The sequence below is a fragment of the Rhizorhabdus sp. genome, from assembly GCF_018006725.1.
Lineage (GTDB): Bacteria > Pseudomonadota > Alphaproteobacteria > Sphingomonadales > Sphingomonadaceae > Rhizorhabdus.
The window spans coordinates 1-12,306 of the sequence record NZ_JAGMXV010000150.1 but is presented as its reverse complement, the minus strand read 5'-3'; the positions used below and the strand labels follow the sequence as shown (position 1 = coordinate 12,306).

General features: G+C 66.3%; 16 protein-coding genes. 10 read left to right on the top strand and 6 right to left on the bottom strand.

Annotated elements, in window-relative coordinates; translation table 11 throughout:
* The 7 genes from KAY22_RS18305 to argC form a co-directional block, all read left to right on the top strand.
* Positions 1-1,302, top strand: a 1,302-nt coding sequence (locus KAY22_RS18305; RefSeq protein WP_296624725.1) for a KUP/HAK/KT family potassium transporter, incomplete at its 5' end; no start/stop codon positions are given.
* 48 nt (positions 1,303-1,350) lie between these two features.
* Complete coding sequence (locus tag KAY22_RS18300; protein ID WP_296624724.1) at positions 1,351-1,770, top strand: PaaI family thioesterase; 420 nt, start codon at positions 1,351-1,353, stop codon at positions 1,768-1,770.
* Positions 1,770-2,153, top strand: coding sequence for a PaaI family thioesterase (locus KAY22_RS18295; RefSeq protein WP_296624723.1), 384 nt, complete (start codon positions 1,770-1,772; stop codon positions 2,151-2,153). Before KAY22_RS18300 ends, KAY22_RS18295 begins: the two co-directional genes overlap by 1 nt.
* An 8-nt stretch (positions 2,154-2,161) precedes the next feature.
* Positions 2,162-3,550 carry a M17 family metallopeptidase gene (locus KAY22_RS18290; protein WP_296624722.1) on the top strand — a complete coding sequence of 463 codons (1,389 nt, stop codon included), beginning with the start codon at positions 2,162-2,164 and terminating at the stop codon, positions 3,548-3,550.
* 132 nt (positions 3,551-3,682) lie between these two features.
* A complete protein-coding gene (locus KAY22_RS18285) occupies positions 3,683-4,012 on the top strand; it encodes a MarR family winged helix-turn-helix transcriptional regulator (protein ID WP_296624721.1) in 330 nt (109 codons plus the stop codon).
* Positions 4,013-4,160: 148 nt separating this feature from the next.
* Positions 4,161-4,901: an NlpC/P60 family protein gene (locus tag KAY22_RS18280; protein ID WP_366514106.1), complete on the top strand. Its 741-nt coding sequence runs from the start codon at positions 4,161-4,163 to the stop codon at positions 4,899-4,901.
* Complete coding sequence (gene argC / locus KAY22_RS18275) at positions 4,898-5,839, top strand: N-acetyl-gamma-glutamyl-phosphate reductase (RefSeq protein ID WP_296624719.1); 942 nt, start codon at positions 4,898-4,900, stop codon at positions 5,837-5,839. The genes KAY22_RS18280 and argC overlap by 4 nt, the downstream gene beginning before the upstream one ends.
* A gap of 144 nt (positions 5,840-5,983) precedes the next feature.
* Here the strand turns inward: argC and mltG are convergent, their stop codons facing one another.
* The 6 genes from mltG to KAY22_RS18245 all read right to left on the bottom strand — a co-directional run bounded on the left by mltG (position 5,984) and on the right by KAY22_RS18245 (position 11,298).
* Positions 5,984-6,955: an endolytic transglycosylase MltG gene (mltG, locus tag KAY22_RS18270; protein ID WP_296624727.1), complete on the bottom strand. Its 972-nt coding sequence runs from the start codon at positions 6,953-6,955 to the stop codon at positions 5,984-5,986.
* A 31-nt stretch (positions 6,956-6,986) separates the two neighbouring features.
* Entirely contained in the window at positions 6,987-8,252 is a 1,266-nt protein-coding gene (gene fabF, locus KAY22_RS18265; protein ID WP_296624718.1) for a beta-ketoacyl-ACP synthase II, read from the bottom strand.
* A gap of 135 nt (positions 8,253-8,387) precedes the next feature.
* Complete coding sequence (locus KAY22_RS18260) at positions 8,388-8,624, bottom strand: acyl carrier protein (protein WP_296624717.1); 237 nt, start codon at positions 8,622-8,624, stop codon at positions 8,388-8,390.
* A gap of 113 nt (positions 8,625-8,737) precedes the next feature.
* Positions 8,738-9,478 (bottom strand): 3-oxoacyl-[acyl-carrier-protein] reductase, encoded by a 741-nt coding sequence (gene fabG / locus KAY22_RS18255; protein ID WP_296624716.1) that lies wholly within the window; start codon positions 9,476-9,478, stop codon positions 8,738-8,740.
* 118 nt (positions 9,479-9,596) lie between these two features.
* Positions 9,597-10,532, bottom strand: coding sequence for an ACP S-malonyltransferase (gene fabD, locus KAY22_RS18250; protein WP_296624715.1), 936 nt, complete (start codon positions 10,530-10,532; stop codon positions 9,597-9,599).
* A 73-nt stretch (positions 10,533-10,605) separates the two neighbouring features.
* Positions 10,606-11,298, bottom strand: a complete 693-nt coding sequence (locus KAY22_RS18245; protein WP_296624714.1) for a hypothetical protein — start codon at positions 11,296-11,298, stop codon at positions 10,606-10,608.
* Between the two features lie 216 nt (positions 11,299-11,514).
* On the opposite strand from KAY22_RS18245, the gene rpsF reads away from it, so the two are divergent.
* The 3 genes from rpsF to KAY22_RS18230 form a co-directional block, all read left to right on the top strand.
* On the top strand, positions 11,515-11,922 hold the full coding sequence (gene rpsF / locus KAY22_RS18240) for a 30S ribosomal protein S6 (protein ID WP_296624713.1): 408 nt from the start codon (positions 11,515-11,517) through the stop codon (positions 11,920-11,922).
* A 15-nt stretch (positions 11,923-11,937) separates the two neighbouring features.
* Complete coding sequence (rpsR, locus tag KAY22_RS18235; RefSeq protein WP_165321330.1) at positions 11,938-12,162, top strand: 30S ribosomal protein S18; 225 nt, start codon at positions 11,938-11,940, stop codon at positions 12,160-12,162.
* A gap of 15 nt (positions 12,163-12,177) precedes the next feature.
* Positions 12,178-12,306 (top strand): bL9 family ribosomal protein (locus tag KAY22_RS18230; protein ID WP_296624726.1); only part of this gene is annotated, 129 nt, incomplete at its 3' end.

Below are 12,306 nucleotides of genomic sequence, written 5' to 3'. Positions count from 1 at the left end.
CCCCACAATGGCGTGCTGTTCATGGCGAACCATGGCACGACCGGCCTGTTCGTCATCGGTGCGGTGTTCCTGACCGTGACCGGCGCCGAGGCGCTGACCGCCGACATGGGCCATTTCGGCGTGCAGCCGATCCGTACCGGCTGGCTGTTCATCGTTTTCCCGGCCCTTGCCCTCAACTATCTCGGCCAGGGCGCCTTCGCGCTGAATGCGCTGGAGGAGGCCGCACGGCGCGGGACCGAGTTCACCAACCAGGACTGGTTCTTCCTGATGGCGCCGGGCGCGGCCCGCATTCCACTGGTTCTGCTGGCGACCTGTGCGACGGTCATCGCCAGCCAGGCCGTGATCACCGGCGCCTATTCTCTGACACGTCAGGCGATACAGCTGGGCCTGCTCCCCCGCCTCAAGATCAGCCAGACCTCCGCCACCGATGCCGGGCAGATCTATCTGCCCGCGATCAACAATTTCCTGCTCGCCGGCGTGCTGATCCTCGTGCTGGGTTTCGGCTCCTCCTCCGCGATGGCGGCCGCCTACGGCATTTCGGTCTCGGGCACGATGGTGGTCACCACCTGTCTGGGCTTCCTCGTCGTGCGACGGACCTGGGGCTGGAGCCTGCCGCTGACGCTGGGTGTGATCATACCCCTGCTGCTGCTCGATATCTTCTTCTTCGGCGCCAACATCCTGCGCGTCTACGAAGGCGGCTGGGCTCCGCTGATCATCGCGCTCGGCGTCGCGACGCTGATCGCCACCTGGGTGCGCGGCCGCAAGCTGCTGCTCTCGATCGACCAGAGCCAGTCGATCGAACTCGACGAACTCGCCCGGATGCTGCGCGCCCGCCCGCCAGAGCGCGTGCCGGGCATGGCCATCTTCCTGTCGTCGGACATGGAAGCCGCGCCGAGCGCGCTGCTTCACAACCTCAAGCACAACAAGATCCTGCACGAGCGCAATCTCGCGCTCACGATCAATACGGTGGACAGCCCGACGGTCTCCCCGGCCAAGCGGCTGGACATGACCAATATCGACGAGAATTTCACCCGCGCGGTTCTCAGCTACGGCTTCATGGAGAGCCCGGATATTCCCCGCGACCTCGCCTTTGCGCTGCGCCAGGGCGACAACAAGCTCGAACCGATGCAGACCAGCTATTTCATCGGTCGCTCGACCCTGCGCCCGTCGAAGCACAGCGGCATGCCCTTCTGGCAGGATCTTCTGTTCATCTTCCTCTACCGCAACGCATCGGACCCGACCGACTTCTTCCGCATCCCGGCGAACCGCGTGGTCGAGCTGGGATCGCAGACGACGATCTGATCGCACGCGGGGATTGCGTCGCACCGCCAAGGGCCTATGCCTCTGCATATGTCTGACACTCTCGACCTCAGCCGGTTAGACCGCATGATGGCGGGCCATGCCGGCCAGCTCGGCTTGCGCTACGTCGCCCATGGCGACGACTGGGCGGAACTCGGCTTCGACTACAAGCCTTCGCTCGCGATGAACGCCGAAAATGGCGTGCTCGCCTCGGGCCCGATCATCTCGCTGATCGACAGCGCCTGCGGCTTCTCGATAGCGGCGAAGATCAAGCGCGTCCGGCCGATGGCGACGCTCGACCTGCGGATCGACTATGTCCGCGCCGCGCCGCCCGGTCGCGCGATCACCGCCAGAGCGACCTGCTACCGCGTCGCGCGCAATGTCGCCTTCGTCCGCTGCCTGGCCCATGACGGCGATCCCGAGGATCCCGTCGCCCATGCGCTTGCCACCTTCTTCTTCACGGGCGACTGATGAGCTTCACCTCCCCCTACGCCAACATGATCGGCGCGCGCCGCAACAGCGCGACGGGCGAACCGATCATCACCATCGGCTGGCATGACGAGATCGAGGGGCGACCGGGCTTCCTCCACGGCGGCGTGATCGCGGGCCTGCTGGAAATGGCCTGCTATGAAGCGCTGAGCCAGGAGTTGCGCGACCAGGAGGCCATGCCCAGGCTCAAGCCGATCAACATCGCGGTCGACTATCTGCGCGGCGGACTGATGACCGACACCCATGCGGTGGCGCAGGTCGTTCGCGTCGGCAAGCGTGTCGCCAATGCCAGTGCGGTCTGCTGGCAGGACGATCGATCCAAGCCGATCGCGACCGCGCGCATGCACATATTGCTCGACCGCTAGGAGAGCCCATGACCGATTTCACCGCGCTGCTGCAGCCCGACCGGGGGCAAAAGGCCCACAGCTTGGTTCCCGTGGCCGCCGAGGGTCTCGACACCTGGCTGCTGCAGCAAACGCCTGCCGCGCGCGCCCTTTGCACCGCCGCCCAGTTCCGCGCCAAGCCTGGCGAGATCGTCGTCCTGCCCGGCAAGAAGGACGATGACTGGTCGGTCGCTTATGGCCTCGCCAAGGCCCCGGGCCCTTGGGACATCGCGGCGGTGGCGGTCAAACTGCCGGCTGGCACCTACCGGATCGAAGGCGAGGGCACCGGGGCCGGCGCGCTGGGATGGCTGCTCGCCCAGCATCGCTTCGACCGCTATCTGTCGAAGCCCGATCCCCTGCCCGCGCGCATCCTGCTGACGCGCGACGTCAAGGCCATGGCCGAGACGCTGGCGCTCGCCGAGGCGGTCGCGCTGGTCCGCGATCTGGTCGACACGCCGGCGCAGGACATGGGGCCTGCCGAGTTGGCGGAAGCGGCCGAGCGGATAGCGCAGCGCCATGGCGCCGAGTTCCGCGTAACGCAGGGCGATGTCCTCGACCGCGACTATCCGATGATCGCAGCGGTCGGCCGCGCGGCGAGCCGCGATCGCGCGCCCCGGCTGATCGAATGTGAATGGGGCGATCCCGGCCATCCCCGCATCGCCGTCGTCGGCAAGGGCGTCTGCTTCGATTCGGGCGGGCTAGATCTCAAGCCGTCGTCGGCGATGCTGCTGATGAAGAAGGACATGGGCGGGGCGGCGCATGCGCTTGCCCTCGCTCATCTGGTGATGGAAGCCCGCCTCCCGGTCCGCCTCCATCTGCTGATACCCGCCGTCGAGAATGCCGTCGCCGGCAACGCCTTCCGCCCCGGCGACGTTTTGCGGACCCGCAAGGGGCTGTCGGTCGAGATCGGCAACACCGATGCCGAAGGACGTCTCGTCCTTGGCGACGCACTGACACGCGCGGGCGAGGACAAGCCTGTGCTGATGCTCGACTTCGCGACCCTTACCGGTGCTGCGCGGGTAGCGCTTGGGCCGGACCTTCCGGCGCTGTTCTGCAACGACGAGACGCTCGCCGCCGATCTCGCCGCAGCGGCCGCGACGGCCTCCGACCCGCACTGGCGGATGCCGCTATGGGCCGACTATGCCGACATGCTCAAATCGAACGTGGCTGACATCAACAACGCCGGCGAAGGTGGCATGGCCGGCGCAGTTACCGCAGCCCTGTTTCTGCAACGCTTCGTACCCGATGGGCTGCCCTGGGCCCATTTCGACACCTTCGCCTGGCGCCCTTCCCCGAAGCCGGGACGCCCCAAGGGCGGAGACGCACTGGGGCTCCGCTGCGCCTTTAGCCTTTTGAAATCGCGATTTAGCGCCGACTAAGGCAAAACGAACATCTCCGGCGACGAAAGCGCCACTCTCGCACTTCGGCAGTGAAACGAAACGGTCACGGACGCGTTCTCACCGACGGGTCCATGCCCGATCCTGCATCTGTGGAACGAGACGAGCAACATTATGTCCGACAATCAGCTTTCCCAATGGATGCGCGCGCTGGTCGCTTATGTCCGTTCGGGGCAGCCCGACCTCACCAATCGGCAGATGGCGCTTCTGCTCATCAGCTACATCACCCCTGGCCCCCACACGGTACGCGGCCTCGCCCAGCAATTGGGCGTGTCGAAGCCGGTGATAACGCGCGCCTTGAATACATTGGGGTCGCTCGGCTATCTGCGCCGGGAACGCGACGATAATGATCGCCGCAACATCTTTGTCGCCAAGACGGAAAAAGGGGCTGCCTTCCTCGATGCCTTCGGAAAATCCATCGACATCGAGAAGCTGGGGGGCTGACGCTACGCTGAGTCAGACGCCGCCCGTCTCGACCTTCGCCCTAGACGGCCCGACGCGCGCGATCGACAAGAGAGTACACGCATTCCGGCCGGACATCGCCGATGTGGCTCTGGCCGGCACCTTGTTCGCTCCTCATTATGCCGCACCCATGCCGCGCTCAGCCCTGGCGACGGTCTTCATGCGCAGCGCTGCCTCGGCCTCGGCTGAGGCCGTGTCGCAACTGCTTCCCGGCGAAGGCTTTGCCGTACTGGAAATCACAGCAGGCTGGGCATGGGGCTATTCGCTCCACGACCATTATGTGGGCTATGTCGAGACTGCGCATCTCGGCGAACCCATCGTGCCGACGCACCGGATCTCGGCGCGCGAAGCGCTGGTCTTTGCCGACGCGTCGATCAAGGCCGCTCTTGTCGCCACGCTGCCGGTCGGAGCGCGCGTGAGCGGCACGGTCGAAGGAACTTTTCTCAAGACCGACCTCGGCCATATCCACTTGCGCCATGTGATGGCGATCGACGAGTTGGCTGCCGATCCAGTCACAGTTGCAGAGCTCTGCCTCGGCATGCCCTATCTGTGGGGCGGGCGCGGTGGCGACGGGATCGATTGCTCGGGTCTCGTCCAACTGGCCCTCGCCGCAGCGGGCCACAGCGCACCACGCGACACCGACATGCAGCGCCACGACATCGGCATGGAACTTGCGGACAACGAGCCGCTGCGTCGCGGCGACATCGTCAGTTTCCCCGGTCATGTGGGACTTATGGTGGACGCCGAGCGCCTGATCCACTCCAATGCGCACTGGATGGCCGTCGTCATCGAACCGCTGGCCGACGTCGTCGCCCGCCTTCAACCCAATCATGACCGGCCGATCCTGAGCCGGCGGAGACTGACAGCATGACCGCAAAGGTCTTCATCGACGGCGCCGCCGGCACCACCGGGCTGGAGATCGCGGAGCGGCTCGCCGGCCGTCCCGACATTGAGATCGTCACGATCGCTGAGGCGCGCCGCAAGGACCCCGCCGCGCGTGCCGAAGCGCTGAATGGCGCCGATGCCGTCGTGCTGTGCCTGCCCGACGACGCCGCGCGCGAGGCGGTCTCGCTGATCACCAACCCCGATGTGCGCGTGGTCGACGCCTCGACGGCGCACCGCACCGCCCAAGGCTGGGCCTATGGCTTCGCCGAGCTCGATCCGGGCCAGCGCGAGAAGCTCGCCGAAGCGCGGCGCATCTCCAACCCCGGTTGCTACCCCACCGGTTTCCTGGCGCTCGTGCGTCCACTGGTCCGCGTCGGCCTGCTACCTGCCTCCACCCCGCTGTCGGTCAACGCCGCCTCGGGCTATTCGGGCGGCGGCAAGGCGATGATCGCGATGTACGAGGATCCGGCCTCCGCCGACGCCACCGACAGCGCCTTCCGCGCCTATGCGCTCGGCCTCGGCCACAAGCATGTGCCCGAAATGCAGCGCCACGCCGGGCTCGATCATCCGCCGATCTTCTTCCCCTCGGTCGCGCGCACCTATCGCGGCATGCTGGTCGAGGTGCCGCTCCACCTGCATCTCCTTCCCGGCCGCCCGAGCGGCGCCGCGCTCCACGACGCGCTGGCGGTCGCCTATGATGGCAGCCAGATCGTCCGCGTCCATGGGGATCGCCCGTCCGCGCTGCTGATCGAACAGGCCGCTGGCACCGACCGCCTCGACCTTTATGTCTACGCGGACGAGAAAGCCGGCCAGGCCCGCCTCGTCGCGCTGCTCGACAATCTCGGCAAGGGCGCGGCCGGCGCAGCGGTCCAGAACCTCAACATTGCGCTGGGTCTGCCGGAGGCGACGGGTCTGCGCCTCTAACGGGGCAGACTACATCCACTCGCGGCACAACGAGCGCGATGGTGGAAAGCTGAACGACCGATCAGGGTATTTGCAGCTCAGCGTTAAGTAGTTGCTCGGGCGACGGACAGGTCTAAGCCGCCCCCGAAGGGGCGACGAGCGCCCTCACATCTCGCCGCGCGCTCTCCGGATCGCGTAGTAACGCTGCACGTTGGCATTGTGCTCGGCCAGAGTGTTCGCGAAGATATGGCCGCCCTTCCCGTCCGCGACGAAATAGAGCGCGCTGCTCTTTGCAGGATCGAGCACCGCTTCGATCGCGGCCTTGCTCGGGTTGGCGATCGGGCCGTCGGGCAGGCCGGGCGATGCATAAGTGTTGTAGCCGTTTACCGCGCGCAGTTCGGACTGGCGGATGCGGCGGCCGAGGGGCTTGCCCTTGGTGATCGGGTATATGACCGTCGGGTCGGCCTGCAGCTTCATCCCCTGCCGCAGCCGGTTGGAATAGACCGAGGCGACCATCGGCCGTTCGGAAGCGATGCCGGTTTCCTTCTCGACGATCGAGGCGAGGATCACCACGTCGCGCTTGTTCGTGACCGCCGTTGTCGGCTTGCGCCCCTCCCAGGCCTCGTCGATCGCCTTGCGCATCGCCATCTGCATCCGGGCGAGGACCGCCGCGCGCGGCTCACCGGCTTCGAACGCATAGCTGTCGGGCAGCACCGATCCTTCGGCCGGTACGTCGATGGTGCCGGTCAGCAGCGGTTCGGCCAGCAGCCTCTCACGCACCAGGATCGAAGGCATGCCCTCAGGGATGGTGACGAGATGCTGCACCGGGGTGCCGTGCTGGAGGATGTCGAGGATCTGGAGCCCGCTGGCCCCCGCCGGTATGGTGAACTCGCCAGCGCGGACCGGTTCGTCCGATCCGAAGCGACGGGCGAAGCGCAGGAAATTGGTGGTCGAGCGGATCGCCCCTGCCTTCTCCAAGGCCCGTGCTGCAGCCGCCAGCGTATCGCCCTTGCGGACGACGACGCTGGCTTCCTTCGTCAGAGGCCCCTGCCCCCACCAATCGCGCGAGATCCACGCCGCAGCCCCGCCCGCCAGCAAGGCCAGGATCACGACCAGCACGAGGAGCCGGCCGATGATCGAAGGCTTGCGGCGGCGGGCCACGACCGGGTCAGTCCTCGATGGCGCGCATGATCAAGCTGGCGTTGGTGCCGCCAAAGCCGAAGCTGTTGTTCAGCACGGCCTTCACCTTGCGCTTCTTGGCCTTGAGCGGAACCAGGTCGAAATCCTCGAGGCCGTCGCTCGGATTTTCGAGGTTCAGCGTCGGCGGCACGATCTGATCGCGCAGCGCCAGGATGCAGAAGATCGACTCGACCGCGCCTGCACCACCCAGAAGGTGGCCGATCGCCGACTTGGTCGAGCTCATCGACACGGTCTTCAGCGCATCGCCAAACAGACGGCGGACCGCGCCCGCCTCGAGCTCGTCGCCGAGCGGGGTCGAGGTGCCATGGGCGTTGATGTAATCGATGTCGGACGGCTGCAGGCCCGACTTCTTGAGCGCCATCGCCATCGAGCGATAGGCACCCGAACCTTCCGGATGCGGCGCGGTGACGTGATAGGCGTCGCCCGACAGGCCATAGCCGATGACCTCGGCATAGATCTTTGCGCCGCGCGCCTTCGCATGCTCATATTCCTCGAGCACAACGATGCCGGCGCCCTCGCCCATGACGAAGCCGTCACGGCCCTTGTCATAGGGGCGCGAGGCCTTTTCGGGCGTGTCGTTATAGGCGGTCGACAGCGCGCGGGCCTGAGCGAAGCCGGCGATGCCCAAGGGGCAGATCGCGCCTTCGGCGCCGCCCGCCACCATGATGTCGGCATCGTCCATCGCGATCATGCGCGCGGCGTCGCCGATGGCGTGCGCACCGGTCGAGCAGGCGGTGACCACCGCATGGTTCGGACCGCGCAGGCCATATTTGATCGAGACCTGACCCGAGATCAGGTTGATCAGGCGGCCGTGCACGAAATGCGGGCTGACACGACGCGGACCCTTTTCGTGGAGGACGATCGACTCGCTTTCTATGCCGGGAAGGCCGCCGATGCCCGAACCGATCGAGAGACCGGCGCGATAGCTCATCTCTTCGCTCATGTCGGTCAGGCCGGCATCTTCGAGCGCCTGGCCGGCGGCATCGATGCCATAGACGATGAACGGATCGACCTGGCGCTGCACCTTGTGGTCGACGCGCTTGCCGGCGTCGAAGCCATAGGGATGATCGGCGGGCTTGACCTCGCAGGCGATGGTGCACGCCTGATCGCTCGGATCGAAGCGGGTGATGCGGGCAGCGCCCGACTTGCCGGCGATGATGTTGCTCCAGGCTGTCTCGACGTCCGCTCCCAGCGGCGTGACAAGACCCAGACCGGTTACGACCACGCGACGCATGGCAATCTCCTGCATATCCTCTTGAACGGCAAAGCGGCCCCCCGTCCCATCGGTTGGCCCGGGGTCGGGGAGCCGCCGAAAGCTCTCGGTTCGATCACCTGCCCCGGACGATCAATCGACCGGCGGGCGGGTGGATCAGCCCTTGTGGCTGTCGATGTAGCTGATCGCGTCCTTGACGGTCGCGATCTTCTCGGCCGCGTCGTCGGGAATCTCGACGCTGAACTCTTCCTCGAACGCCATGACCAGCTCGACGATGTCGAGGCTGTCCGCGCCCAGATCGTCGATGAAGCTGGCCTCTTCGGTCACCTTCTCGGCTTCGACGCCAAGATGTTCGACAACGATCTTCTTAACGCGCTCAGCGGTCTCGCTCATATTCCAAACCTTCCTTAGGGTTTCTGTCGCCTGCCCTAACGGGGGGCGACTTTGCTTGCAAGCATGCATTGACGACGCAGGACCGCAATCGGCCCGCCATCGGCCTGCACTGCTCAGATCATGGCCATCCCGCCGTTGACGTGCAGGGTCTGGCCGGTGACGTAGGACGCCTCGCTGCTGGCAAGATAGACGACGGCGGCGGCGATGTCGTCGCCCTCACCCAGCTTGCCGGCCGGGATCTTGGTCAGCAGCGCGTCCTTCTGCGCATCGGGCAGAACGTCGGTCATCGCCGAAGCGATGAAGCCGGGGGCCACGCAATTGACGGTGATGTTGCGGCTCGCCAGCTCCTGCGCGAGCGCCTTCGACATGCCCACCAGTCCGGCTTTCGAGGCAGCATAGTTCGCCTGCCCCGGATTGCCGGTGGTCCCGACGACCGAAGTGATCGTGATGACGCGGCCATGGCGCGCCTTCATCATCGGCTTGGCGGCGGCGCGGATCAGGCGGAAGGCGGCTTCGAGGTTGACCGAGATCACCTGATCCCACTCCTCGTCCTTCATCCGCATGACCAGATTGTCGCGGGTCACGCCGGCATTGTTGACGAGGATGTCGAGCTTGCCGCCGAGCGCTTCGACCGCACGCGGGACGAGGCCGTCGACCGCTTCGGCATCGCCGAGATTGCACGGCAGGACGACGGTGTCCCCGCCGATCTCGGCGGCGACGGCGTTCAGCGCCTCCTCACGGGTGCCGGACAGCGCAACGCGCGCGCCCTGCGCCGCGAGCGCCTTGGCGATGGCCGAACCGATGCCGCCGCTCGCGCCCGTAACAAGTGCCGTGCGGCCCGAAAGATCGAACATGTGCATCGCCCTTCTATCTTCTGCTTACGCGGCTTGCCGCGAAATGACCGCATCGTGGCGGTCGCGTGGCGCGCTCTCTACCCCCGCCCGAGGGCGGGTGGCAAGCCGCGCCACCCCGTCAGAGGCTCGCGGCCAGCGCCTCGATGTCCGCCATGGTGACGATGCTGGTCGCGGTCGCCTTGTCGGTGATGTCCTTGACCATCGGCCCGACGACCTTGCCGCCGAACTCGACGAACTGCTCGACGCCGGCATCGGCCATGACGGCGACGCTTTCGCGCCAGCGAACCGTGCCGGTCACCTGCTCGACCAGCAGGCGGACGATCTCCGCCGGGTCGGACACGGGCGCTGCAAGGACATTGGCATAAACAGGTACGAGCGGCGCCTGCACGGCGGTCTTGCCAAGCGCGTCGGCCATGGCGTCGGCGGCAGGCTGCATCAGCGCGCAGTGGAAGGGCGCGGACACTGGAAGCAGCATCGCACGACGCGCCCCCTTCGCCTTCGCAATCTCGATGGCCCGCTCGACGGCATCCTTGTGGCCCGACACGACAACCTGGCGGTTGCTGTTGTCATTGGCAGCCTGACAGACCTCGCCCTGCGCTGCCTCGTCCGCGACCGCCTTGGCACCTTCGAAGTCGAGGCCCAGGAACACCGCCATCGCACCGACGCCGACCGGCACCGCCGCCTGCATCGACTGGCCGCGCAGCTTGAGCAGCCGGGCCGTGGTCGACAGGTCGATCGCGTCGGCCGCGCACAATGCACTATATTCACCCAGGCTGTGACCGGCGACGAAGGCCGCCTTGTCGGCCAGGCTGATGCCCCCTTCCTTCTGCAGCACGCGCAGCGTCGCGATGGCGTTCGCCATGATCGCCGGCTGGGCATTTTCGGTCAGGGTCAGTTCGTCGGCCGGTCCTTCGACCATCAGCCTGAACAGATTCTGGCCGAGCGCGTCGTCGACTTCCTGAAACACCTCGCGCGCGACGACGCTGGCATCGGCGAGGGCCTTGCCCATGCCGACGGCCTGGCTGCCCTGTCCCGGAAAGATGAATGCACGCATGGACGGCTCCCTCGCTAAGGCCGCCGCCACTAGAAAAGCTTTATCGCACTGGCAAGCGCAAAGCCGGCCAGGATCAGCCCGACAGCCGGCCGAAGGGGAGTAGCTCGCGTGCCAGTTTCTGGGTCGCGTGGTCGTCGCCCGCTTTCAACGGCACCAATATGGCGATGGCGGCATTGCGGAAGATACGGTCGAGCGGCGCACTGACCGTAGCGACACTCGCAGCTTCGGCCAGCTGCCGGCCGCGCGCATCGTCGGGATCGATGGCCAGGCGAAGCAGTGCCGCCAGCCCAGGATAGAGGGCGCGACCGCCACCGAGCGCGACGGCACGATCCATCAACCCGAAGCCGGTCGCCTTCTTCGCCCCGATCGCCAGGCCCGCCATCATCGCGCCGAGATCGATCACCGAATCCAGGTGCCAGGTCCCGACCGACGCGATCGCCTCGGCGTCACGCGGATTGGCTGCGGCGATCGCTTCGAAGGACTTGCGCGCGGACAGGGCATCGCTGCGGTTGCGGGTCAGCTTCGCGCGGTACCCGACGGCCATAGCCCGGATCAGCCGAGCATCCTCATCGCCCGGCCTCGCCACAATCTGCTTTCCTGCGAGCGACTCCGCCTCCGCTATGCGGTCTAGCGCCACCGTCTTGTCGCGGGTCTTGAAGGCAGCCTCGACGAGAAGCTCGCGAGGCGTGGCGGCACTCACGGGGGCTGCGGCCACCGCCGCTATCACGATCGCGACGCACGACAGTCGATGTGATAACAATGCCATCCGTCCCCCCGCTGAAACCGCGCGACTCCGTGAACAGACGGAGCATAGACTGGTTCCGCCGAGCGCCCTTGCCTTTTGTGGGCCTTTCCTCCATAGGCTTGGCCAACCGGGGCGGGAGCCTGTCTCTCCGCCCCTGTTGCTTTTTGGAAGACAGCCGGAGGGGCGTTCGTGATGGGCACGGCGTCAGCGATCGGCCGAAGGAAGGAAGTCGCGAACATGGCTCTGTACGAGCATGTGTTTCTCGCGCGTCAGGACCTGGCACAAGCCCAGGTCGACGCGCTGGCGGAAGCCGCCACCAAGATCGTCGAGGACAATCAGGGCAAGGTCGTCAAGACCGAAACCTGGGGCCTCCGCAGCCTCGCCTATCGCATCGCGAAGAACCGCAAGGCGCATTATGTGATGCTTCACATCGATGCCCCCGCCGGCGTCGTCGCCGAGCTGGAGCGCCAGACCGCGATCAACGAAGACGTGATCCGCTACATGACGATCCGCGTCGACGAGCTCGAGCAGGGTCCGTCCGCGATGATGCGCCGTGGCGAGCGTGAAGGCCGTCGTGGCGACCGCGAAGGTGGTCGTGGCGAGCGCGGTGACCGCCCGCGTCGCGAAGACCGCGAAGTCGCGTAAGGAGGGATAGAAACCATGGCACGCGCATTTTTCCGCCGCCGCAAGAGCTGCCCCTTCTCCGCGAAGGACGCTCCCCGGATCGATTACAAGGACGTTCGTCTGCTGCAGGGCTTCGTTTCGGAGCGCGGCAAGATCGTCCCGAGCCGCATCACTGCGGTTTCCGCCAAGAAGCAGCGTGAACTCGCCAAGGCGATCAAGCGCGCCCGTCATCTCGGGCTGCTTCCCTACATCGTCAAGTAAGAAGGGACCGCCAACATGGACGTGATCCTGCTCGAGCGTGTCGAGAAGCTGGGCCAGATCGGTGACGTCGTCACCGTCAAGGCGGGCTTCGCGCGCAACTATCTCCTGCCCCGCAAGAAGGCGCTCCGCGCCAACGAAGCGAAC